The following is a 23,738-nucleotide window of genomic DNA, read 5'->3' as shown; positions in this document are numbered from 1 at the left end:
GTCCGGCCGGGCCATTGCTACGGAAGCGCCGCCGCCAGGGCCGCCAGGGTCGGGGTCCACGCGCTGTCCGACGGGGTTCCGTAGCCGACGACCAGCGCGTCGCGCGGCGGCAGCGACGCCTGCGGGTGGCGGAAGCCGGCCAGGCCCTCCAGAGCCAGGTCCTGCCAGGCCGCCGACTGGAGCACCGCGCGCTCCGTCCCCGCCGGGAGGTCCAGCACCGCGTGCAGGCCCGCCGCGATCCCGGACACGCCCACCACCCGGCCGGCCACCGCCGCCACCAGCTCGTCCCGGCGGCGCCGGTAGCGCAGGCGCATGCCGCGCACGTGGCGGTCGTACGCCCCGGAGGTGATGAACTCCGCCAGCGTGAGCTGGTCCAGCGAGCTGGAGGTCCGGTCGCTCATGCCCTTGACGGCCAGGACCTCGTCCACGAGCCCCGGCGGGGCCACCATCCAGCCCATGCGCAGCCCCGGCGCCAGCGACTTGCTGGCCGTACCGAGGTACACGACCCGGTCCGGGTCGAGCCCTTGCAGGGCGCCGACCGGCTGGCGGTCGTAGCGGAACTCCCCGTCGTAGTCGTCCTCCAGGATCAGCCCGCCGGTGGTGCGGGCCCAGTCGACCGCCGCCGCCCGGCGGGCCGGGGTCAGGGCCGCTCCCGTCGGGAACTGGTGCGCCGGGGTCAGGAGCACCGCGCCCGGCCCCGCGCCCAGTTCCCCCGTACGGGCCCCCTCCCCGTCCACGCCCAGCGGCGGCGTCCGCAGCCCGGCCGCCGTGAGCAGGTTCCGGTGGATGTCCAGGCCGTACCCCTCCACCGCCACCTCCCGTACCCGCCGCGCCCGCAGCACCCGTGCCAGCAGCGTGAGCGCGTGCGCGAAGCCCGCGCACAGCACGATCCGGTCCGGGTCCGCGTACACCCCGCGCGCCCGCGCCAGGTACCCGGTCAGCGCCTCGCGCAGCTCGGGCCGGCCGCGGCCGTCGATCCCGTACCCGAAGGCCTCGTTCGGGGCGTCCGTCAGCGCCCGCCGGGCCGCCGACAGCCAGGCCGCGCGCGGGAAGGCGCCCACGTCCGGGGAGCCCGGCCGCAGGCTGTACGAGGGCCCCTGGCGCGCGGGACGCCGTACGCGGGCGGGCACGGCGGTCCGGCGCGGCCGGGCCCGTTCCGCGACCCGGGTCCCGGAGCCCTGGCGGGCCGTCAGCCAGCCCTCGGCGACGAGCTCGGCATAGGCCTCCGCGACGGTGTTCCGGGCGATCCCCAGGTCGACGGCGAGCGAGCGGGAGGACGGCAGCCGGGTCCCGGCCGCCAGCCGCCCGCTGCGCGCGGCCTCGCGCAGCGCCTCGACGAGCCCGGCGCGCAGCCCGCGTCCGGCGGAGAGGTCCAGATGCAGGTCGGCACCGAAAGTGGCCCAGGATTCCGTCATGGATATGGACCATATCGGTGGGCCGCCCGCCCCCTACGGTTGATCACATGACGAACGCACACGAACACACTCCCCGTATGAACATGGCGAAGGCCGCCCCCGAGGTCTACAAGGCGGTCCTGGCCCTGGAGATCGCCGCCAAGAAGGGCCTGGACCCGGCTCTGGTCGAGCTCGTCAAGATCCGGGCCTCGCAGCTCAACCACTGCGCCTTCTGTCTGGACATGCACTCCAAGGACGCGATCGCCGCCGGCGAGAGCGTCGAGCGGATCGTGCAGCTCACCGCCTGGGAGGAGTCGCGGCACTTCTACACCGAGAAGGAGCTCGCCGCGATCGAGTTCACCGAGGCGGTCACGGTCCTGACGGACGGCTTCGTGCCCGACGAGGTGTACGAGAAGGCCGCGAAGCACTTCGAGGAGCGCGAGCTGGCCCAGCTGATCGCCGTCATCTCGACGATCAACGTCTGGAACCGCATCGGCGTCACCACCCGCATGGTGCCGGGGCACTACACGCCCGGCATGTACAACAAGGGCTGATCGGCCGATCAGAGCGGCTGGAAGGACTGGACGGCCGCCGTGAGGTACGTGCGGGTCAGCTCCTCGTCGCCGGCGGGGCCGTTGATCATGATCACCCACCGGCTGCGGTCGGCGGCGACGAGGAGCCGTTCGACGGCGCGGTTGGGCGGGGCGGACACGGCCGGATCGGTGTACTCGAAGACCAGCTCGCAGCCGGAGCCGTCCACCGGATCCCGGGAGATCTCCCGGTAGCCGGGTTTCCTGCCCAGCTCCTTGGTGGAGTCGCCCAGGACCTCGCAGGCCGTCATGGTGTCCTGGGTGGCCCGGAAGATCTGGAGCAGCGCGCTCTGATCGCCGGACCGGTACAACGTGCCGGCGGCCGGCTCGGCGCGGTCGGCCGTCCAGCCCGTGGGAACGGCGACCGAGAAGCCGGACGCCGTTTCGCGCACCCACGCGTATCCGGAGGGCCCGGTGGACGAGGTCGAGGTGGGGGTCGGGCCGGAGGTGGCGGTCGGGGTCGCGGTTCCCTCCGCGCCCGGGCCGCCGGGGCCGGAGCCGGAGTCCCGCTGGCCCAGGTAGAGCCACCCGCCGACGGCGGCCGCGCCGACCACGGCCACGCCGAGGGTCACCGCCACCAGGGTCCGTCGGCGCCGCGCGGGGGGCGGCGCCGCCGGACCCTGTGCCCGCCACCCCGGCGCCGACGGCATGCCCGGCGCGTACGAGGGCGGCGACGGCGGATACGACGGCCACTGCGGCGGCCCGGGGGCCGGGGCCGGGCCCGGCCGGGTCCGGTCGGCGGGGGCGGCCCGGCCGGCCGGCCCGGTCCACTCGCTCGGCTTGGTCCGCTCGGCCTGTTCGGCCCGGCCGGCCCGCTCGTGCCCGCCGGCCTGCTCGGGCCCGCCGGCCTGCTGGGGCCGCTCGGCCGGATCGGGCCGCTCGGCCGGGCCGGGCCGCTCGGCCGGATCGCTCGGCCCGGTCCGGTCGGTCCGCTCGCTCGGCTGCGCCCGCTCGCTCGGCTCGGCCGGCCGGACCCACTCGGCCGGCTCCGTCCGCTCCGTCCGTTCCCACCGCTGCGACCGCGGATTCCAGCGGACGCCGCCCTCCCCCGTGGCCACGCTCAGCCTCCCAGCGAGGTCAGCAGGGCGCCCAGGGCGGTCGCCGCGCTCACCGTGTCCACCAGCGGGGCCCACCGCTCCAGCGCCCCGCGCAGCCTGGCCGGCAGGCCCGGGCGGACCTCCCCGCCCGCCTCCAGCTCCCCCGCGACCTCGTCCAGTTCGCCGTCCAGCGCCGCCCGTTCGGGGCTGCGGGGCAGCCGTACCAGGGCCGCGCGCAGCTCCCGTACGGCCTCCAGCAGTTCCTCGGCGCCCGGCGCCGCGGCCTCCGTACCGCCGTGGTGGACGGTGCTGTTGGTGTTGTGGGTGCCGCCGATGCTGAAGCTGCTGCCGTGGACGTCACCGATCCGCACCGCCGGCTGTTCTCCGCCGCTAGTTGCCACTGCTTCTCCTCTTGCCCGACCTCGTGCGCTTGTCCTTGTCGTCGTCCGGGTCGGAGGACCCGTGGCGGGTGGCGCTGTTGTGGCTCACTCCGCCGATGCCGAAGGCGCTGTCGCGCACCGACTGGATGAAGACCGCGCCCTCGGCGACGTTGACGGCCCGCTCCGCGAACTCCTCGGTGTGCCAGCCCGCCTCGTGCAGGGCCAGGGTCACCCCGCCGACGATCCGGTCCTGGATCGTCTTCAGGTACCGGTCCAGGTCCATCAGCTGGAACAGCGAGGCATCGCTCTGCGCGGCGAGTTCGCGTACGGAGACGGCCGGCCCGGCCGGGATCGCCACGCCGTGCCCCGCGGTCGCCATCCGCCACGGGATGCGCAGCGCGCGCACCAGGGCGAGCAGCGCCGGACCGAGAGCGCCCGCACCGTTCACGACCGCCCAGACCACCTTGGCGAAGGTGGTGTTGCGCCGCTGCCGCTGGGCGGTGTCGTCGGCCCGCTGGAAGTCCGGCCGAACGGGCAGCAGCACGTGCGGGGCCACCTCCAGCATCAGCATCCCGCCCTGGGTGTGGACGCGGATGAAGACGGTGATGACGAGGTTCTCGTCCCAGCCGCCGACCCGAACGCGCAGGAAGTGCCGGCGGCGCTCGCCGCCCTCCTCGATGGCGCTGGCGCGGTGTTCGGCGAACGCCTTCGCGGACAGGTCCAGGGAGTCGACGTCGGGCAGCCCGTCAGCCGGCAGGAACACGCACTCGTCGATGACCAGTTCACGCAGCCGGTCCAGTACGGAGGCCTCCGCGTCCTCGGAGCCGTGCGGCGACGGGATGCGCAGGGCCTCCAGGCGTGGCCGGATCCGGTCCACGATCTGCGCGTTGTCCAGCTCGTCCGCCTCGCCGTCGCCGCGCGGGCGCAGTTCGACGGCCAGCTGCCACGGCAGGTAGGCCTGGCCCGCGCCGCAGAACGGGTTGTCCACGTCGTACATGACCAGGGGCGCGTGCTGGATCCGCTGGATCCGCGCGCGGGCCCGGCCGAAGCGCCGGCCCGTCACCAGCAGGTCTCCCGCCCCGGCGGCGTAGTGCTCCCGGTCGAGCGAGGAGTGCAGGACCCGGGCGAAGTGCCCCCGCTGGAGCCCGGCGACGGTCGTGAGCAGGAGGAAGACGAGTATGGCGACCCAGGAGTAGGCCTCCGCGTGGATCTGCCCCATCCGCGGCCACTCCAGGAAGATGCCGAGCGGGTTCCGCGCGATCACCTCGCCGACGTACGGGAAGAACCAGCCCGCGTCCGAGAAGCGCAGCGGCCCCAGGTTGCCGTCGGCGAAACCGGCCGCCACGCCCCAGAGGACGTTGCCGAGCATCCAGACGGCGTACCCGCGCAGGATGTACTCGACGATGCGGCTGCCGCGGCCGGTCCGGTCACGGTGCCGCTTGATCTGACCGGCACCGCTGAGCAGGAGCGCGGGGACGATCAGGAAGACGGTGAAGGTCTGGAGCAGCAGCAGCCCGAGGGCCCAGACCGCCACCACCGCCACCGCCCAGGCCATTTCGATGCGCCGGGCGCGCAGGGCGTGGGCGAGGACGCGCGCGGCGTCGAATCCGTAGGAGGGCGCGGTGAAGCGTTCCTCGTGGACGTACAGCTCGTCGATCACCCGATCGCGGTACGCGGTGTCGAGATGGACGCCGGCGCACAGCAGCCGTCCGGCCTCCGTCTGCGACGGGTGTACGGGCGCTCTGCCGTCCGGAATGGTGCCGCTCACCGAGTCCCCCCTCAGGTGTGGGAGGAAAACGTACGGGGCCGGGCGGGCCCCGGACAGGGCGGATCACGCCAAAAGGCCCCGGCGCACTGGGCGCCGGGGCCTTTCAAGCGGTGGAGCGGTGATCAGATGAGGCCGAGCTCACGGACCGCGTCGCGCTCCTCGACGAGCTCCTGCACGGAGGCGTCGATGCGGGCGCGGGAGAACTCGTTGATGTCCAGGCCCTGGACGATCTCGTACTTGCCGTCCTTGGTGGTGACGGGGAAGGAGGAGATGATGCCCTCCGGGACGCCGTAGGAGCCGTCCGACGGGATGCCCATCGAGGTCCAGTCGCCCGCGGCGGTGCCGTTGACCCAGGTGTGCACGTGGTCGATGGCGGCGTTGGCGGCCGAGGCGGCCGAGGACGCGCCACGGGCCTCGATGATCGCGGCGCCGCGCTTGGCGACGGTCGGGATGAAGGTCTCGGCGAGCCACAGCTCGTCGCTGACGACCTCGGCGGCGTTCTTGCCGGCGATCTCCGCGTGGAAGATGTCCGGGTACTGGGTGGCCGAGTGGTTGCCCCAGATGGTCAGGCGCTTGATGTCGGAGACGTCGGCGCCGGTCTTCTGCGCGAGCTGCGAGATCGCGCGGTTGTGGTCCAGGCGGGTCATCGCGGTGAAGCGCTCGGCCGGTACGTCCGGGGCGGCGGCCTGCGCGATGAGCGCGTTGGTGTTGGCCGGGTTGCCCACGACGAGGACCTTGATGTCGTCCGCGGCGTGGTCGTTGATGGCCTTGCCCTGCGGCTTGAAGATGCCGCCGTTGGCGGAGAGCAGGTCGCCGCGCTCCATGCCCTTGGTGCGCGGGCGGGCGCCGACGAGCAGCGCGACGTTGGCACCCTCGAAGCCCTGGTTCGGGTCGTCGAAGATGTCGATGCCCTTGAGCAGCGGGAAGGCGCAGTCGTCGAGCTCCATGGCGGTGCCCTCGGCGGCCTTCATGCCCTGGGGGATCTCCAGAAGACGGAGCTTGACCGGCACGTCCGCGCCGAGCAGGTGGCCGGACGCGATGCGGAAGAGCAGCGCGTAGCCGATCTGGCCTGCGGCGCCGGTGACGGTGACATTCACGGGAGTGCGGGTCATGGCCTTCTCCGTTAGACAGCTGGCGGTCGGGGCGTCCCTGCCCCATGTGCTGGAGGACGCCGCTCCCCAGTAAATCTTGACGTGAAGAGACATCCGCCGTCAGGCTATCGGACCCTGGGGCGGCCGGTCTCCATGGGGGCTGGTCCACCAGGTGGATCCGGCCCCCGGCGCCGGCCGCCCGGCCGGTCCGCGGACGGTGAAGCGGAAGGTCAGCGCACGGTGAAGCGGACCGCCGTCTCCAGGAACGGGACCTCCAGCCACGGCTTGCCGGGCGGGCTGGGCTGCATCACCAGCGCGAGCAGCGTGATCGCCACGCCCAGGATCCCGTACGTGACCATGTCCGTGAACCGGGAGCGCACCGCGAGCATGCCCACCGAGGGCAGTACGCGCCGCAGCACCGAGGCCGCGATCAGCGCCAGGCCGATGGCCAGGCAGCCGACCCGCGGATGCCCTGTCGCCGTGGCCAGCAGGCCCGCCGCGGTCGCGGTGAGCACGCTGAGCATCGGCCACTGACGGGCGGGCGTGGACACGGCCCCGGGGACGGCCCGGCCGCTGCCCTCCGGGCGGGCGGTGTCCCGGGTGACGGACGGGAAACGGCGGGATCTGGGCGCCTCGGCCGCCGGCGTCGCGCTCTCGTCGCCCCGCTCAGCCCGCACTGCCGGCCCGTTCCGCCGCCTCGACGACGTTGACGAGGAGCTGGGCCCGGGTCATCGGGCCGACACCGCCGGGGTTCGGGGAGATCCAGCCGGCCACCTCGGCGACACCGGGGTGCACGTCGCCGACGATCTTCCCGCTCTCGTCGCGGCTGACGCCGACGTCGAGCACGGCCGCGCCCGGCTTCACGTCCTCCGGCTTGACCAGGTGCGGGACGCCGGCCGCGGCGACGACGATGTCCGCCTGGCGCAGCAGCCCCGAGAGGTCGCGGGTACCGGTGTGGCAGAGCGTCACGGTGGCGTTCTCGGACTTGCGGGTCAGCAGCAGGCCGATCGAGCGCCCGACGGTGATGCCGCGGCCGAGGACGACGACGTGCGCCCCGTTGATCCCGACGCCGTGGTGGCGCAGCAGTTCGACGATCCCGTACGGGGTGCAGGGCAGCGGGCCCGGCTCGTTCAGGACCAGCCGGCCGAGTGACATGGGGTGCAGGCCGTCGGCGTCCTTCAACGGGTCCATCAGCTCCAGGACCCGGTTGGTGTCGACGCCCTTGGGGAGCGGCAGTTGGACGATGTAGCCCGTGCACTCCGGATTGGCGTTGAGTTCCCGTACGACCTCCTCGATGTCCTCCTGGGAGGCCGTCGCGGGCAGTTCGCGCTGGATGGAGGCGATGCCGACCTCGGCGCAGTCCTTGTGCTTGCCGTTGACGTACCAGCGGCTGCCCGGATCGTCACCGACCAGCAGGGTGCCGAGGCCGGGGGTGATGCCCCGGGCCTTCAGGGCCGCCACGCGGGCGGTCAGTTCGGACTTGATCGCGGCTGCGGTGGCCTTGCCATCGAGAATCTGGGCGGTCATGTACCCATCCTCCCGGATGGAGTGCCCCTGGTTCCAGTCAAGGCGCTTACGGACGCGCGCGGTTCATTGCACTTGCACAACAAGTCACCGCCCGGGCGGGAACCGGCTGGACAAGTTCAGTCGTCTCGGATGACGATGACCGGAAAAGAGTGCCGCGGGCAGTGCCGGGGGGCGGACCGTAGAACAGAGCTTTCCTCCGTGCGTGCCGTGCGTCCCCGCACTTCCACGGAGGAACACCCCAAGATGAGCTTCGGCGACCCGAACAACCCGTACGGACAGCAGCCCCAGGCCCCGCAGGGCCAGCCGGGCTACGGCTACCCGCAGCAGGCGCCCCAGGGCGTCCCGCCGCAGGGCGGCTACGCCTACCCGCAGCAGCAGGCCCCGCAGGGCTACCCGGGCTACCCCGGCGGCCCCGGCGGCTACCCGGGCGCGCCCATGGAGATGCCGGGTCTGGTCAAGACCGCGCGCGTCCTCCTCTTCGTCGTCGGCGGCCTTCAGCTCATCATCGGCCTCCTCGCGCTCCTCGGTGGCGCCGCGCTGTCCTCCACGGACACCGGCACCGCCGGCGCCGTGGCCGGCGGCGTGGTGATCGCCCTCGGCCTCTTCCTGCTCGCCATCGGCGTGCTGGCCATCGTCCTCGGCGCCAAGTTCGCCAAGGGCGGCAACGGCGTCCGCATCACGACGATCGTCTACGCCTCGCTGTCCATCCTCGGCAGCTTCTTCAACTTCGCCAACACCTCCGCCAACGGTGGCTCGGGTGCCGCCGGCGGCGTCATCAGCCTGGCCATCGGCGCCCTGATCCTCGCCGCGATGGTCACCGCCCCCGGCTCCGCCTGGTTCAAGCGCCCGCGCTTCTGATCCTGGTACGACACGTACGGCGAAGGCCGCGACCCGCGCACTGCTGCGGGTCGCGGCCTTCGCCGTTGTCGTCAGCCGGCCGGCTCAGTGGAAGAAGTGCCGGGTCCCGGTGAAGTACATCGTCACGCCGGCCTTCTTGGCGGCCTCGACGACCAGCTCGTCGCGGACCGAACCGCCCGGCTGGACCACGGCCTTGATACCGGCGGCCGTGAGGATCTCCAGCCCGTCCGGGAAGGGGAAGAAGGCGTCGGAGGCGGCGTACGAGCCCTGCGCGCGCTCGGAGCCGGCCCGCTCGACGGCGAGCTTCGCCGAGTCGACGCGGTTGACCTGGCCCATGCCGACGCCGACCGAGGCGCCGTCCTTGGCGAGCAGGATCGCATTGGACTTGACGGCCCGGCAGGCCTTCCACGCGAAGGCGAGCTCGGCGAGCTCGGCCTCGGAAAGCGCGTCGCCGGTGGCGAGGGTCCAGTTGGCCGGGTCGTCGCCCTCGGCCTGGAAGACGTCCGACTGCTGGAGCAGTACGCCGCCGGAGATCGGCTTGAGGTCGCCCGGCTGGTGCGGGTGCCCGTCCACCTTCAGGACGCGGATGTTCTTCTTCTTGGCCAGGATCTCGACCGCGCCGTCCTCGTAGGCGGGGGCGGCGATGACCTCGGTGAAGATCTCGGCGACCTGCTCGGCGAGCTCGACGGTCACCGGGCGGTTGACGGCGATGACGCCGCCGAAGGCCGACAGCGGGTCGCAGGCGTGCGCCTTGCGGTGGGCGGCGGCGACGTCAGTGCCGACGGCGATACCGCACGGGTTGGCGTGCTTGATGATCGCGACGCAGGGCTCTTCGTGGTCATAGGCGGCCCGGCGGGCGGCCTCGGTGTCCACGTAGTTGTTGAAGGACATCTCCTTGCCGTGCAGCTGCTCGGCGTTGGCGAGCCCGCCCGGCTGGCCGTCCGTGTAGAGGGCGGCGGCCTGGTGCGGGTTCTCGCCGTAGCGCAGGGTCGACTTGCGCTCCCAGGCGCCGGCCAGGAACTCGGGCAGCACGGCCTCCGGCTCCGGGGCGTACGCGTTCGTGAACCAGGAGGCCACGGCCACGTCGTACGCGGCGGTGTGCTGGAAGGCCTCGGCCGCCAGCCGCTTGCGCGCGGTGAGGTCGAAGCCGCCGCCCTGCGCCGCCGCGAGGACGGCGGCGTAGCGCTCGGGGCTGGTCACGACCGCGACGGAGGGGTGGTTCTTGGCGGCGGCGCGGACCATGGAGGGGCCGCCGATGTCGATCTGCTCGACGCACTCGTCGGGGGTGGCGCCCGAGGCGACGGTCTCCCGGAAGGGGTACAGGTTGACGATCACCAGGTCGAAGGGCTCGACGCCCAGCTCGGCGAGCTGGTTGCGGTGGTCCTCCAGGCGCAGGTCGGCGAGGATGCCGGCGTGCACGCGCGGGTGCAGGGTCTTGACCCGCCCGTCCAGGCACTCGGGGAAGCCGGTCAGCTCCTCGACCTTGGTGACGGGCACCCCGGCGGCGGCGATCTTCGAGGCGGTGGAGCCGGTGGAGACGAGCGCGACGCCCGCCCCGTGCAGCCCGCGGGCCAGCTCTTCCAGTCCCGTCTTGTCGTAGACACTGACGAGCGCACGCCGGATCGGCCGCTGGGTCGTGGTCGGGTCGTTGCTCTCTACGGCGGTCACTGGATTGTTACCTTTCGTCCCTCAATGCGGTAGCCGTGTCGGGCCAGGCGCCCCACGACGTCGACGAGCAGCTGTCGCTCGACTTCCTTGATGCGCTCATGGAGAGCGGCTTCGTCGTCCTCGTCCCGGATCTCGACGACACCCTGGGCGATGATCGGACCGGTGTCCACGCCGGAGTCCACGAAGTGGACCGTGCAGCCGGTGACCTTCGCCCCGTAGCCGAGCGCGTCCCGTACGCCGTGGGCGCCCGGGAAGGCGGGGAGGAGGGCGGGGTGGGTGTTGATGAACCGGCCGCCGAAGCGGTCGATGAACGCCTTGCCGACGATCTTCATGAAACCGGCGGACACGACGAGGTCCGGAGCGTGGGCGTCGGTCGCCTCCGTGAGGGCGGTGTCCCACTCCTCGCGGCTCCCGTAGGCCTTGACCGGGCACACGAAGGTGGGGATCCCCGCCTTCTCGGCGCGCTCCAGGCCGACGATGTTCTCGCGGTCGGCCCCCACGGCGACGACTTCGGCACCGAAGCCCTCGGGTCCGCCGGGGTGGGCGTCGATGGCGTCGAGCAGGGCCTGGAGGTTGGTGCCGGAACCGGATACCAGCACGACCAGGCGGGAGGCGGCCATGGGAGGCCCTTTCTCACGGGAATGCGGTGTTCGTCTTTGTATGGTCATACGAAACTTCGGGGTACCGATATACGGGGGACCATACGAAGCAACCGACCGCCTGCAACGATACCGGCACACCGGACGGCCCCCGAGGGACGGGGGGACGGCCGAGGGGTAGCGTCTGCTTACAAGCCGAATCGACGTCGTCGTGACGTCCTTGACACAGGGGAAGTAACACACCCGATGCCGGACCGCCGTCAGCCCGACTCCCCCACCGACGACAACCCGTTCGCGGCTCCCCCGGAAGGCCGGCCCGACCAGCCGTGGCAGCCGCGCGGCGGTGGCGACGGCGGCGAGGACGGCAACGGCCGGCCGGAATCCGAGGGCCGGGGCGGCCCGGCGCGCTGGGACCCGACGGACCCGATCCAGCGCCGCGCCCGGTACGCGCTGCTGGCCGGCATGTGGGGCTTCTTCTTCGGGATCTTCGGCATCCCGTCGGTGGGACTGCTGCTGGGGGCCCTCGCCCTGTACTGGGGCATCAGCGCCCTGCGCGGCAAGCCGGCGACGGCGCAGCCCGGCCAGAGCGGCACCCCGGCCCCGGGCGGCCTGGCGGCCCTGGGCGAGGCGGCCCGCCCCCAGCGCACGGCGGCGGTGAGCGGCCTGGTCACGGCGTCACTGGCGATCCTGCTGGCGATGAGCTCGTACGCCTTGCAGCTGGCGTACAAGGACTTCTACGTCTGCCGCGACGACGCCCTGACGAACGCGGCGGAACTCCAGTGCAACACGCTCCTCCCGAACAACTTCGTGGGCGACGTCCTGAAGGTCCGCCAGTAGCCCCACCCGGGGCACCCTCAGCCCCGCCACCGCTTGAGGCGCGGGGGCCCGGGGGCGGAGCCCCCATCTTCAGCCTCGCCGGCGTTTGAGGTGCGGGGGCCCGGGGGCCCGGGGGCCCGGGGACAGAGCCCCATCTTCAGCCCCGCCGGCGTTTGAGGCGCGGGGCGCGGGGCGGAGCCCCGAACTTTCAGCCCGGCCCCACCCGGGGGCACCCTCAGCCCCGCCGGCGCTTGAGGCGCGGGGCACGGGGCGGAGCCCCCATCTTCAGCCCCGCCGGCGTTTGAGGTGCGGGGCGCGGGGCGGAGCCCCGAACTTTCAGCCCGGCCCCACCCGGGGGCACCCTCAGCCTCGCCGGCGTTTGAGGCGCGGGGGCCCGGGGGCGGAGCCCCCATCTTCAGCCCCGCCGGCGTTTGAGGCGCGGGGCACGGGGGCGGAGCCCCAATCTTTCAGCCCGGGCCCACCCGAGGGCACCTCCAGCCTCGCCGGCGCTTGAGGCGCGGGGCACGGGGGCGGAGCCCCCATCTTCAGCCTCGCCGGCGCTTGAGGCGCGGGGCACGGGGGCGGAGCCCCCATCTTCAGCCTCGCCGGCGCTTGAGGCGCGGGGGTCCGGGGGCTGGCCCCCGGCAGCGGCGCCGCACACGCTAAGACGGCGGCTTCCGGCGGGCCAGGACACGCGCACCCCCCACCGGCGGAGCCAACGGCGGAGCAGCAGCCGGAGCCTCGGCCGACTTCGCCGGGATCAGGATCGGACTCAGGTCCAGGCTCAGCCCGGGCACCACGGTCACCGGCCGGTGCGGCCGCACCGGGACGGGGGCCCGGGCTGCGGCCGGACTCGGGGCCTGGGTTGCGGCCGGGGCCGAAGCCGGAGCCGCGGCCGGGGCCGCGGCAGGCTCCTGCACCAGAACCGGGGCTGCGGCCGGGGCATGGGCTGCGGCCGGGGCCGAATCGGGGGCTGCGGCCGGGGCAGGCTCCTGCACCGGAACCGGGACTGCGGCCGGAGCCGAAGCCGAAGCCGGAGCTGCGGCCGCGGCAGGCTCCTGCACCGGAACCGGGACTGCGGCCGGAGCCGCGCCCGGCGCAGCCGACGGGGCCGACATGTCAGGGACCAGCGCGCCCGCGGCCCGCCGCAGCGCCTCCCACCGAACCTCCCGCACGCCACTGTCGTGCCACCCGTCCTCCACCGCCCCCGCCACCGCCACCGCGGACCTGGCCGGCCGCGTCCGCCACGCCTGCACCCCCACCGCCACCGGCACGGCCAGCACCAGCGTCCACGCGAAGGCCGCCGCCCCCACCGCCCACCACACCGGCCCGAAGTCGGCCAGCGCCCGCGACCCCAGCGGCCCCGCCGAGGCCGCCGCGAGCCCGGCCATGGCCAGCCCGCACACCAATGCGCCCAGCGCGGCCGTGAGCGCGGTCTCCCCGTACGAGACCTCGCGCGCCCGGCGTACCGCGAACCACCCCACCGCCAGCCCGGCCACCACCGGCACCCCGGCGACCGCCCACGTCAGCGGCGTCCCGGGCCCCTCGGGCGGCAGCGCCGCCAGCAGCGGGAACCGGGGCAGCGCGGGCGCACCCGTGAACCCGAGCGGCGTGGCGGTCACACCGGCGCCGAGCACGAACCCGGGCCCGAGCGCATAGGCCGCGCCCCACACCATGGCGTTCGGGATCAGCGCGAGCGCCAGCAGCAGCACCGCGAAGCGGCCCGACCACACCCCGGTCAGCCCCAGGAAGGTCCCCTGGACCTCCGCACCGTGCCACGCGAGCGAGCCGCCGACGAGCAGCACGCCACCGCCCAGCAGGACGAGCGCCCCGCCCGCCCCGGCCCGGAGCGCCACCGCGTAACGGGGGCGCGCGACCGCCCTCCGTACACCCCCTGGCACCCACGACGGCAACGGCCGGACCGGCCGCCCCCGGACCGCCCACACCCCACCGGCGGCGGCGAGCACGGCGACCATCGGGACGTGCCAGGCCGCGCTCATCGGGTCGGCCGGCATGGGCCCGCCCGCCGCGTACACCGTGGCGAGGGCCCCGACGGCCAGATAGCCGCAGAGCACGGCCGAGAAGACGGCGCCGGCCGGCAGCACCTCCTCCCCCTCCTCCTCTGAGGCGCTCCCCAGCCGCGCGGCCCGCCGCATGAGCAGCACGGGCAGCGCGACGAGCAGCAGGGGGGTCAGGCCGACGGGCGCGGGCACGCCGGACAGCGTCTCGTACCGCACCAGTTCCGTCCCGTGGGCGAGCAGCCACAGCCCGGCGGCGAGGTGCAGGGCCCCGCCGGGGCCGCTGTCGGGATAGGGGGAGCTGATCCACAGCACGGTGACGAGCACGGCGAGGAAGCCGAGCCCGAGTCCGGCCGCCACGGCGCCGCCCACCACGCATGCGGCCGCCGCCGGGGAGCGGCGCCGCCGGACGGTTCGCGGAGCCGCGGACAACGGGGTCCCGCGTTCGGTCACTTGGGTCACCCCGCCATGGTGCCAACGACACGCGCTATGGGCGGGTAACAGGCGAATGTCCGTGGTGTCGCCCAATATACGTTTATGTACTTTTTCGCCCAGAGCGGTCGGGTCGCGGGGAGCGTGGCATGACACAAAGCGTCGAGACGAACTCGGAGCTGAGCCTCCCCTCCCCGGAGGAACGCCGCAGACTGCGCGAAGCGGCGGACCTGACGCACGAACAGGTCGCGGCGGCCGTGGGCGTCACCGTGACCACGGTGCGCTCCTGGGAGACGGGCCGCACGGAACCGCGCGGGCGCACACGCGAGGCGTACGCGAAGTTCCTGACGGACCTGTCGGAGCCGCCGGAGTCCGAGACCCCGGCCCCGGCCGACCCTGACCCGCCGTCACCCGCGGCCGACGCGACCGGTCCCGCCCCGGAAACGGCCGTGGCCGAAGCCGGGCAGAGGCTCGTCGAGGCCGACGCGACGCCCGCGGCAGCCCGCGCCCCGGAAGCGGTCGGAACCGAACGGCCCGTCACCGAAGCCGGGCAGGAACTCGTCGAGGCCGGCCCGTCCGCGCCCGCGGGTGCCGCGACCGACCCGGCCGTCGGAGCGATCGGAGCCGAACGGGCCGGCGCCGAAGCCCGGCAAGGGCTCGTCGCGCCCGACGCAAGCGACGCGGGCGCCCGAACCGGCCGGGCAACACCGCAGGCGACCGGCCCCGGCACCCCCGGCTCGGCCGGGACCGACAGGAGCTCCAGGGCTGCCCATTCGGCGGATGCGGCCAGGCCCGCCGGCTCCGCCGCGCCGGCTCCGGCAGACGGGTCGGCCGTGCCCGCCGGTGCGGCCGGAACCCCCGGAGTCCCCGAGTCGCCGGGGAGCCCCGCCCTCGGCGGAGCCGCGGAAGCCACTGGAACGGCCCGGTTCACCGAGCCCGGCTGCGGCACCGACCCGGAGCCGGCTCCGGCAGACGGGTCCGCCGTGCCCGCCGGTGCCGCCCGCACCCTCGCAGCCCCCGACGCGCCGGGGAGCCCCGCTCCCGACGGAGCCGCAGCAGCCACTGGAACGGCCCGGTCCACCGAGCCCGGCGGCGTCGCCGACCCGGATGCGCCCCGCACCCCCGCGCAGCCACCGGCAGGTCAGGCCGAGGCGGCTTTCGACGCCCTCTACGCCCACGCCGCCCCCGACCTCATCCACCAGGCCTACCTGCTCACCGGCCGGCCGGACCTCGCCCAAGAGGCCGTGGAGCGGGCCTTCCGCCAGGCCTGGCGGCAGTGGCCGGACGTGGCCACCGATCCGGACCCGGTGGGCTGGGTGCGCGCGGTCGCGTACGAGTACGCCCTCTCCCCCTGGCACCAGCTGCGCCGCGCGCACCGGTATCCCGACAAGCCCCCCGCCGAGCCCGCCGACCGGATCCTCCTCGACGCCCTGCTCACACTCCCCGTCGCCCACCGCCGTACCGTCGTGCTCTACGACGGCGTCGGCCTCGACCTCCCCGACACCGCCGCCGAGACCGAGGCCAGCACCCCCACCGCCGGCGGCCGGCTGCTCGACGCGCACGGGTACCTCGCCGACCGGGTCCCCGAACTGGCCGACGTACCGCCCGAGAAACAGCCCGTGCTGCTGCACGACCTGCTCTCCACGCTGACTCCGGCGGTACGGCTCGCACCGCGCCCCGCGGCCCTCGTACGCGGCCGCGCGGAGCGGCGTACCCGGCTGTGGACCCGCGCCGCCCTCGGCATGACCTCGGTGATCGCGGTCGCGACCGCGTACACCGCGGCGACCGCGCCCACCCACTACCAGCCGCCGATCGCCCCCGGCGCGAACGTCTCGGGAGTACCCCCGCTCAGCGGTCCCCAGCGGATCACCGAGCAGAGCAGGCAGCTCCACGACAAGCTGCGCGCGGACCCGGCCGCCGGTCCCGCCCGCCTCGCCCCGCGCGTCGAATGAGAAAACGGGCGTGGCCCGCACCCGGGAAGGGTGCGGGCCACGCCCGTACACACGTACTGCTGCGACTGCTACTGCGCGGCGTTCAGGATCGCGCGAGCCAGCTGCGCGGTCTCGGTCGGCGTCTTGCCGACCTTCACGCCGGCGGCCTCGAGGGCCTCCTTCTTGGCCTGTGCGGTGCCAGAAGAACCGGAGACGATGGCACCCGCGTGGCCCATGGTCTTGCCCTCGGGGGCGGTGAAGCCCGCGACGTAGCCGACGACCGGCTTGGTGACGTGCTTGGCGATGTAGTCCGCCGCACGCTCCTCGGCGTCGCCGCCGATCTCGCCGATCATGACGATCAGGTCGGTGTCGGGGTCCGCCTCGAACGCCTCCAGGGCGTCGATGTGCGTGGTGCCGATGACCGGGTCGCCACCGATGCCGACGGCCGAGGAGAAGCCGATGTCACGGAGCTCGTACATCATCTGGTAGGTCAGCGTGCCGGACTTGGACACGAGACCGATGCGGCCGGGCTTGGTGATGTCGCCCGGGATGATGCCGGCGTTGGACTGGCCGGGGGTGATCAGACCCGGGCAGTTCGGGCCGATGATCCGCGTCTTGTTGCCCTTGGAGGTCGCGTACGACCAGAAGGCGGCGGAGTCGTGCACCGCAATGCCCTCGGTGATGACGACGGCCAGCGGGATCTCGGCGTCGATGGCCTCGACGACGGCGGCCTTGGCGAAGGCCGGCGGGACGAAGAGGACGGAGACGTTGGCGCCCGTCTTCTCCATCGCCTCGGCGACGGAGCCGAAGACCGGGACCTCGGTGCCGTCGAAGTCGACGGTGGTGCCGGCCTTGCGCGGGTTCACGCCGCCGACGATGTTGGTGCCGTCAGCCAGCATCAGCTTGGTGTGCTTCATGCCCGTGGCACCGGTCATGCCCTGGACGATGACCTTGCTGTCCTTGTTGAGGAAGATAGCCATGTGAGTCTGTGACCTCTGCCCTTACTTCGCAGCCGCGAGCTCGGCGGCCTTGTCGGCCGCGCCGTCCATGGTGTCCACGCGCTGGACCAGCGGGTGGTTGGCGTCCGAGAGGATCTTGCGACCCAGCTCGGCGTTGTTGCCGTCGAGACGGACGACGAGCGGCTTGGTGACCGCCTCGCCCTTCTCCTCCAGCAGGGCCAGCGCCTGGACGATGCCGTTGGCGACCTCGTCGCACGCGGTGATGCCACCGAAGACGTTGACGAAGACGGACTTGACGTCCGGGTCGCCGAGGATGATCTCGAGACCGTTGGCCATGACGGCGGCGGAGGCGCCACCGCCGATGTCCAGGAAGTTGGCGGGCTTGACGCCGCCGTGGTTCTCGCCGGCGTACGCGACGACGTCGAGGGTGCTCATGACGAGACCCGCGCCGTTGCCGATGATGCCGACCTCACCGTCGAGCTTGACGTAGTTGAGGTTCTTCGCCTTGGCAGCGGCCTCGAGCGGGTTCGCGGCCGCGTGGTCCACGAACTCCTCGTGGCCCGGCTGACGGAACTCGGCGTTCTCGTCGAGCGAGACCTTGCCGTCGAGCGCGATGACGTCGCCGGAGGCGACCTTCGCGAGCGGGTTGACCTCGACGAGGAGCGCGTCCTCGGCGATGAAGGTCGCCCACAGGGTCACCAGGACCTCGGCCACCTTCTCGGCGACCTCGGCCGGGAACTGCGCCAGGGCGACGATCTCGCGGGCCTTCTCGATGGTCACGCCCTCGTTGGCGTTCACCGGGACCTTGGCGAGCTTCTCGGGGGTCTCTTCCGCGACCTGCTCGATGTCCATGCCACCCGCGACCGAGGCCATGGCCAGGAAGGTGCGGTTGGTGCGGTCGAGGAGGTACGAGACGTAGTACTCCTCGAGGATCTCGGGGGCCGTCTCGGCGATCATCACCTTGTGGACCGTGTGGCCCTTGATGTCCATGCCGAGGATGTCCGTCGCCCGGGCGACGGCCTCGTCCGGGGTGGCGGCCAGCTTCACGCCGCCGGCCTTGCCGCGGCCGCCGACCTTCACCTGCGCCTTGACGACCGACTTGCCGCCCAGCCGCTCGGTGGCCTCGCGAGCCGCCTCAGGCGTGTCGATGACTTCACCGGCCAGCACCGGTACACCGTGCTTGGCGAAGAGGTCCCTCGCCTGGTACTCGAACAGGTCCACGCGCGTCCGTCCCTTGTCTTTTTAAAGATTCGCAGTGATTCGCGGTTGTCTGCTATCTGCGTGGGCGTGCCGCGGAGGGCAACGTGACGGCGCTGTCACAAGGAAGGCGCACACGGTGACCGTGGACGCGGCATGTCCGTCCCGCAGGTTATCCCCGTGGGACGTAGGTCCCTAAATCGCAGATCACACCTGAGCGGTGATACCTGTCACAGATCCCCTCACGGTTGAGCTGGAACTTCGTGTGATCTGCCGATTCCCCCGTGATCCACGCACGACCGGTCACGGCACCGGCAGGGGCCGCTTCTCCAGGGCCGCGGCCATCACCTCCGGGAACAGGTCGGGGGTGCAGGCGAAGGCGGGCGCGCCCAGCGCCGCAAGGGCGGCGGCGTGCTCGCGGTCGTAGGCCGGGGCGCCCTCGTCGGACAGGGCCAGAAGGGTCACGAACTCGACGCCCGCCGCCTTCATCGCGGCGACCCGCTTGAGCATCTCGTTGCGTATGCCGCCCTCGTAGAGATCACTGATCAGGACGACGACGGTGTCGGCGGGACGGGTGATCTTCGACTGGCAGTAGGCGAGGGCGCGGTTGATGTCGGTGCCGCCGCCGAGCTGCGTGCCGAACAGGACGTCGACCGGATCGTCGAGCTGGTCGGTGAGGTCCACGACGGCGGTGTCGAAGACGACGAGCCGGGTCGCGATCGAGCGCATCGAGGCCAGCACCGCCCCGAACACGGAGGCGTAGACGACGGACGCGGCCATCGAACCCGACTGGTCGATGCAGAGGATCACCTCCTTCTTCACCGACTGGGCCGCCCGGCCGTAGCCGATCAGCCTTTCGGGGACGACGGTGCGGTACTCGGGCAGGTAGTTCTTGAGGTTGGCCCGGATCGTGCGGTTCCAGTCGATGTCGTGGTGACGGGGGCGGCTGGTCCGGGCGGAGCGGTCGAGGGCGCCGGTGAGGGTCGCCCGCGTCCGTGCCGCGAGCTTCTTCTCCAGCTGCTCGACCACCTTGCGGACCACGGCCCGGGCCGTCTCCTTCGTCGTGTCGGGCATCGCCTTGTTCAGGGAGAGCAGGGTGCCGACCAGGTGCACGTCGGGCTCGACGGCCTCCAGCATCTCCGGCTCCAGCAGCAGGGCGGACAGGCCGAGCCGCTCGATCGCGTCGCGCTGCATGACCTGGACCACCGAGCTGGGGAAGTACGTACGGATGTCCCCGAGCCAGCGGGCCACGTTCGGCGCGGATCCGCCGAGGCCGGCCGAGCGCGCCCCGGACGCCTTGCGGGAGCCCCCCGCGCGTCCCGACCCGTCTCCGTCGTACAGCGCGCCGAGCGCGGCATCCATGGCCGCGTCCCGCCCGCCCAGCGCACATCCGGTCCCGTCACCCTCACCCCCACCGAGCACCATCCGCCACCGCCGCAGCCGTTCCCCCGCGTCGGCTCCCCCGGGCATGTCCGTAACGGTCATCTCCCTGTCCCCTCCACTCGTCGTGTCGTCCCTAACCCCGCCCCGGCCCCGCCGGGCTCAACCCAGCCCCGGGCCCAACCAGCCGTGCCAGGCTCAACCCAGCCCTGCGCTCAACCAGCCCCGCCAAGCCCAACCCGGCCCCGCGCTCAACCAGCCCCGCCAGACCCAACCCAGCCCCGCGCTCAACCAGCCCCGCCAGACCCAACCCAGCCCTGCGCTCAACCAGCCCCGCCAGACCCAACCCAGCCCCGCGCTCAACCAGCCCCGCCAGACCCAACCCAGCCCCGCGCTCAACCAGCCCCGCCAGACCCAACCCAGCCCCGCCGGGCTCAACCCAGCCGGCGCTCAACCGGCCCCACCAAGCCCAACCCAGCCCCGCCGGCGTTTGAGGCGCGGGGTCCGGGGCAGAGCCCCGATCTTTGAGCCCCGCCGGCGCTTGAGGCGTGGGGGTCCGGGGGCCGCGCCCCCGGCAACGGCGCCGCACCCTCAGGCCGCCGCCACCCCGTCGGCCGGCGCCCCGCCGAGGAGCATCCGGACCAGGTCCACCACCGCGTCGGCCCGGACCGGATCCAGGTCCGGCCCGAACCCCGCGGGGGCCGAGCCCACCATGACCACGGCACCACCGGCACCACCGGCACCGCGGCGGACCAGCTCACCCAGGGTCCGCTTGACCCCCGGCTCGTACGCCCCGAACGTCCGCCGCAGCAGCGGCAGCACGTCGGTGAACGCCCGCTCCGGCACCCCCGTCAGCCACGCGTCGATCAGGCCCAGCAACTGGTCGTCGTGGACCAGCAGCGTGCCCCCGCCCGAACTCCCGCCGGCGAAGCCCTCGATCCAGCCCGCCGCGTCGGCCGGAGAGGCCGCCGGGGACAGCGCGAGCCCCATCAGCCGGGCCGTCTCCCCGGCCGGGAGCCGTCCGTCGTCGAGCAGCAGCCGGGCCGCGCGGCCGCGGATCAGGCCCTGCACGGACTCCCGGCCGGCAAGCGTCCGCAGCACCGCGGACCAGCGATCGCGCAGCCCCTCGTCCGCGTCCGCCAGCAACCCGACCGCTCCGTGCACCCCGTCCACATGGCCCCGCAGCTCCGCCGCCGCGTCGGCGTCCAGCCCGGCCGTGCAGGCCGGCGGCAGCGCCACGCATATCCGTTCCGCGAGCCCGGCCGCGACCGTGCCGAGGGCCGCCGCGTCGGTGTCCCGGACGTCCCCGTACCGCAGCGAACGGGCCAGCGCGGGCAGGGCCTTGGCCAGGCGCGCCACATCGGTGTCCAGCGCCGCCCGGTCGGCGAGCGCCCGCAGCACGGCGGGCAACGCCTCGGACAGCCCGGCCAGCAGGCACCGCTCGGCCAGTGCCGTGACCTCGCCCAGCTCCTCGGCCGCGGCCGCGTCGGCCTCGGCCTTGGCGGTGGCCGCCGCGGGGACGGTGGTTCCCCAGATCCCGGCCTCGGCCACCCGCACCGACAGCTCCGGCTCCCAGCAGAGCCGCCAGGTCTCCCGGAAGGTGCCGGTCGCGCCCCGGGAGGCGGTGGGTATGCCCCAGTCGATGCCGAGCAGCCGCAGCCGGTGCAGCAGCAGGGACTTCGCCGCGTCGGTGTCCTTGCGCAGGTCGAGCTCCAGCTCGCGGTCCTGCGCCTCGGGCTTGAGCCGCAGGGAACGCTGCCGCCGGGTCAGGTCGCGCTGCAGCGGTACAACGGGCGCCGTGTCCGGGACCTCGCCGAGCACGTCCCCGACGACCAGCCGGTCCTCGATCAGCGCGAGCGGTATGTCGGAGCCGTCGCACATCACCGCCCGGACCGCTTCGAGGGTCTCCGTCAGCCCGGGCAGCGGCCGCCCCCGCATCGCGGCCAGGGTCTGCGCCAGCCGGACCGCCTCGATGACGTGGGCGGAGGAGACCTGCCGGTCCTCCTCCCTCAGCAGCCCCGCGACCTTGGTCAGCCACCGCTCCACGGGCCGGTCCCGGACGGCGAAGAGGTGCGCGTACCAGCCGGGCGAGGCGATGCCCGCTCCGTACCCGCCGGCCCGGGCCAGCCGGCGGTGGGTCCAGGGCACCCAGGTGGTCTCCACCTTCACCTTGGGCAGGCCGGTGAGGAGCGCCTTGTCGGCCGCCGCGGTGGTCTTCGCGCGCAGCGCCGGGACGTGCCAGGCCCCGCACACCACGGCGTACGCGTCGCCGAACTCCCGGCGGGCCGCCCGCATCCGCTGCCGCATGTACGCCTCGCGCACGAGGTCGCGCCCGTGGCCGCCGTCCCCGTACGCCTCGCGCAGGGCGCCCATGGCCTCCCCGAGCGCCTCGAACGCGGCCAGCGGATCCCGGACGGCCCCGGAATCCCGGTGCTCGACCACGTCCTCCCACCAGCGCTCGGGGTCGTCGTACCCAGCGGTCCCGGCCAGCACCGCGAGCGGGTCCGGCCTGGCGGTGTCCGGCTCCTCGCCCTCCTCCCGCGCGGCCAGCGAGTGCGCGGCGGGGAGGTCCATGAACCGCACCGGTACGCCGGCCTCCTGCGCCCAGCGGATCGCGACCCACTCCGGGGAGAACTCGGCGAGCGGCCAGAACGCGGCCCGGCCGGGGTCGTCCGCGGCGTGCGCGAGCAGCGCCACGGGCGGCCGCATCCCTGGGTCGGCGGCGAGGCCGAGCAGCGCGTCCCCCTCGGGCGGCCCTTCGATGAGCACGGCGGGCGGCCGGGCCGCGTCGAGGGCGGCCCGCACGGCGCGGGCCGAGCCGGGCCCGTGGTGCCGTACGCCCAGCAGCAGTGGGCTCATACCGTCACCTCCCGGCAGGCGCGGTAGAAGTCCTTCCAGCCGTCCCGCTCGCGGACCACGGCCTCCAGGTACTCCTGCCAGACGACCTTGTCGGCGGCCGGGTCCCGGACGACGGCGCCGAGGATTCCTGCGGCCACGTCGGAGGGGCGCAGCACGCCGTCCCCGAAGTGGGCGGCCAGGGCCAGGCCGCCGGTGACGACGGAGATGGCTTCGGCGGTGGACAGGGTGCCGCTGGGCGACTTCACCTTCGTCCGGCCGTCGTCGGTGACTCCGTCGCGCAGCTCGCGGAAGACGGTGACGACGCGGCGGATCTCCTCCAGGCCCTCGGGCGCGGCCGGCAGGTCGAGGGAGCGGCCCATCTGGTCGACGCGGCGGGCGACGATGTCGACCTCGGCGTCGGCGGTGGCCGGCAGCGGCAGGACGACGGTGTTGAAGCGCCGGCGCAGCGCGCTGGAGAGTTCGTTGACCCCGCGGTCGCGGTCGTTGGCGGTGGCGATGAGGTTGAAGCCCCGCACGGCCTGCACCTCTTCGCCGAGTTCCGGTATCGGGAGGGTCTTCTCGGACAGGACGGTGATGAGGGTGTCCTGGACGTCGGCGGGGATGCGGGTGAGCTCCTCGACGCGGGCGGTCATGCCGTCGGCCATGGCCCGCATGACGGGGCTGGGGACGAGGGCCTCACGGCTGGGGCCGTGGGCGAGGAGGCGGGCGTAGTTCCATCCGTAGCGGATGGCCTCCTCGGGGGTTCCGGCCGTGCCCTGGACGAGGAGGGTGGAGTCTCCGCTGACGGCGGCGGCGAGGTGTTCGGAGACCCAGGTCTTGGCGGTGCCGGGGACGCCGAGGAGGAGCAGGGCGCGGTCGGTGGCCAGGGTGGTGACGGCCACTTCGACGATGCGGCGCGGCCCGACGTACTTGGGCGTGATGACCGTGCCGTCCGCGAGCGTGCCGCCCTGCAGGTACGTGGCCACGGCCCAGGGGGAGAGCTTCCAGCGGGCCGGCCGGGGCCGGTCGTCGGCGGCCGCGAGGGCTTTCAGTTCGTGTGCGAAGGCGTCTTCGGCATGCGGTCGCAGCGCCTCGGCGTGCCGGGTGTCCTCGGGCATGGTCATGGTCCCCCTCCAATGCTCGGCAGCCGCTCCCGACTGCTGTGTCCACGGTGCACCACGCCACTGACAACGAGCCTTGTTCGAGGCGTTGTTGCAGGTCAGAGCAATTGTCAGTGGGGGTCCGTACGGTGGTT

19 protein-coding genes are annotated in these 23,738 nt (G+C 73.6%); 4 read left to right on the top strand and 15 right to left on the bottom strand.

The annotated features are described in order from the left end of the window. Window positions 1–17: 17 nt before the first annotated feature. On the bottom strand, window positions 18–1,415 hold the full coding sequence (locus ACGFYQ_RS24115; RefSeq protein WP_393747075.1) for a PLP-dependent aminotransferase family protein: 1,398 nt from the start codon (window positions 1,413–1,415) through the stop codon (window positions 18–20). A 47-nt stretch (window positions 1,416–1,462) separates the two neighbouring features. Here ACGFYQ_RS24115 and ACGFYQ_RS24110 point away from each other — a divergent pair, with 47 nt between their 5' ends. Then, complete coding sequence (locus tag ACGFYQ_RS24110) at window positions 1,463–1,948, top strand: carboxymuconolactone decarboxylase family protein (protein WP_362405632.1); 486 nt, start codon at window positions 1,463–1,465, stop codon at window positions 1,946–1,948. Between the two features lie 8 nt (window positions 1,949–1,956). On the opposite strand, the gene ACGFYQ_RS24105 is transcribed toward ACGFYQ_RS24110, so the two are convergent. From ACGFYQ_RS24105 to ACGFYQ_RS24080, 6 genes are all read right to left on the bottom strand, one after another. Continuing rightward, window positions 1,957–3,042, bottom strand: a complete 1,086-nt coding sequence (locus ACGFYQ_RS24105; protein ID WP_393747073.1) for a hypothetical protein — start codon at window positions 3,040–3,042, stop codon at window positions 1,957–1,959. 2 nt (window positions 3,043–3,044) lie between these two features. Continuing rightward, entirely contained in the window at window positions 3,045–3,422 is a 378-nt protein-coding gene (locus ACGFYQ_RS24100; protein WP_393747071.1) for a hypothetical protein, read from the bottom strand. Next, window positions 3,412–5,169: a hypothetical protein gene (locus ACGFYQ_RS24095; RefSeq protein WP_393747069.1), complete on the bottom strand. Its 1,758-nt coding sequence runs from the start codon at window positions 5,167–5,169 to the stop codon at window positions 3,412–3,414. The genes ACGFYQ_RS24100 and ACGFYQ_RS24095 overlap by 11 nt, the downstream gene beginning before the upstream one ends. A 122-nt stretch (window positions 5,170–5,291) precedes the next feature. Beyond that, the gene (locus ACGFYQ_RS24090) at window positions 5,292–6,281 is read right to left on the bottom strand and encodes a malate dehydrogenase (protein WP_362405644.1); all 990 of its coding nucleotides are present in this window, start codon (window positions 6,279–6,281) and stop codon (window positions 5,292–5,294) included. 209 nt (window positions 6,282–6,490) lie between these two features. Continuing rightward, window positions 6,491–6,937 (bottom strand): DUF3017 domain-containing protein, encoded by a 447-nt coding sequence (locus ACGFYQ_RS24085; RefSeq protein WP_393747066.1) that lies wholly within the window; start codon window positions 6,935–6,937, stop codon window positions 6,491–6,493. Then, entirely contained in the window at window positions 6,927–7,787 is an 861-nt protein-coding gene (locus ACGFYQ_RS24080) for a bifunctional methylenetetrahydrofolate dehydrogenase/methenyltetrahydrofolate cyclohydrolase (protein ID WP_393747064.1), read from the bottom strand. Before ACGFYQ_RS24080 ends, ACGFYQ_RS24085 begins: the two co-directional genes overlap by 11 nt. A 243-nt stretch (window positions 7,788–8,030) precedes the next feature. Between ACGFYQ_RS24080 and ACGFYQ_RS24075 the strand changes: the two genes are divergently transcribed. Beyond that, window positions 8,031–8,645, top strand: coding sequence for a hypothetical protein (locus ACGFYQ_RS24075; RefSeq protein ID WP_393747062.1), 615 nt, complete (start codon window positions 8,031–8,033; stop codon window positions 8,643–8,645). An 84-nt stretch (window positions 8,646–8,729) separates the two neighbouring features. On the opposite strand, the gene purH is transcribed toward ACGFYQ_RS24075, so the two are convergent. Further along, window positions 8,730–10,313, bottom strand: a complete 1,584-nt coding sequence (gene purH / locus ACGFYQ_RS24070) for a bifunctional phosphoribosylaminoimidazolecarboxamide formyltransferase/IMP cyclohydrolase (RefSeq protein WP_393747060.1) — start codon at window positions 10,311–10,313, stop codon at window positions 8,730–8,732. Then, window positions 10,310–10,933, bottom strand: a complete 624-nt coding sequence (purN, locus tag ACGFYQ_RS24065) for a phosphoribosylglycinamide formyltransferase (protein WP_393747058.1) — start codon at window positions 10,931–10,933, stop codon at window positions 10,310–10,312. Before purN ends, purH begins: the two co-directional genes overlap by 4 nt. Before the next feature lie 225 nt (window positions 10,934–11,158). On the opposite strand from purN, the gene ACGFYQ_RS24060 reads away from it, so the two are divergent. Further along, window positions 11,159–11,749 (top strand): hypothetical protein, encoded by a 591-nt coding sequence (locus tag ACGFYQ_RS24060; RefSeq protein WP_393747056.1) that lies wholly within the window; start codon window positions 11,159–11,161, stop codon window positions 11,747–11,749. Window positions 11,750–12,390: 641 nt separating this feature from the next. Here ACGFYQ_RS24060 and ACGFYQ_RS24055 read toward each other — a convergent pair. Beyond that, a complete protein-coding gene (locus ACGFYQ_RS24055) occupies window positions 12,391–14,208 on the bottom strand; it encodes a DUF6350 family protein (RefSeq protein ID WP_393747054.1) in 1,818 nt (605 codons plus the stop codon). 119 nt (window positions 14,209–14,327) lie between these two features. On the opposite strand from ACGFYQ_RS24055, the gene ACGFYQ_RS24050 reads away from it, so the two are divergent. Then, entirely contained in the window at window positions 14,328–16,130 is a 1,803-nt protein-coding gene (locus ACGFYQ_RS24050; protein ID WP_393747052.1) for a helix-turn-helix domain-containing protein, read from the top strand. Between the two features lie 68 nt (window positions 16,131–16,198). On the opposite strand, the gene sucD is transcribed toward ACGFYQ_RS24050, so the two are convergent. From sucD to ACGFYQ_RS24025, 5 genes are all read right to left on the bottom strand, one after another. Then, a complete protein-coding gene (gene sucD / locus ACGFYQ_RS24045) occupies window positions 16,199–17,089 on the bottom strand; it encodes a succinate--CoA ligase subunit alpha (RefSeq protein WP_393747050.1) in 891 nt (296 codons plus the stop codon). A 21-nt stretch (window positions 17,090–17,110) separates the two neighbouring features. Continuing rightward, window positions 17,111–18,289: an ADP-forming succinate--CoA ligase subunit beta gene (sucC, locus tag ACGFYQ_RS24040; protein WP_030290619.1), complete on the bottom strand. Its 1,179-nt coding sequence runs from the start codon at window positions 18,287–18,289 to the stop codon at window positions 17,111–17,113. 279 nt (window positions 18,290–18,568) lie between these two features. Continuing rightward, window positions 18,569–19,750, bottom strand: coding sequence for a VWA domain-containing protein (locus tag ACGFYQ_RS24035; protein WP_393747048.1), 1,182 nt, complete (start codon window positions 19,748–19,750; stop codon window positions 18,569–18,571). Between the two features lie 486 nt (window positions 19,751–20,236). Then, complete coding sequence (locus ACGFYQ_RS24030) at window positions 20,237–22,504, bottom strand: DUF5682 family protein (protein WP_393747046.1); 2,268 nt, start codon at window positions 22,502–22,504, stop codon at window positions 20,237–20,239. Next, window positions 22,501–23,607, bottom strand: coding sequence for an AAA family ATPase (locus ACGFYQ_RS24025; RefSeq protein ID WP_393747044.1), 1,107 nt, complete (start codon window positions 23,605–23,607; stop codon window positions 22,501–22,503). Before ACGFYQ_RS24025 ends, ACGFYQ_RS24030 begins: the two co-directional genes overlap by 4 nt. Between the last annotated feature and the right edge of the window lie 131 nt (window positions 23,608–23,738).

It is taken from the genome of Streptomyces sp. NPDC048258 (assembly GCF_043201995.1).
Classification (GTDB): Bacteria; Actinomycetota; Actinomycetes; order Streptomycetales; family Streptomycetaceae; genus Streptomyces.
The sequence above is the reverse complement of the archived record's forward strand: the minus strand, read 5'-3'. Positions and strand labels throughout refer to the sequence as shown.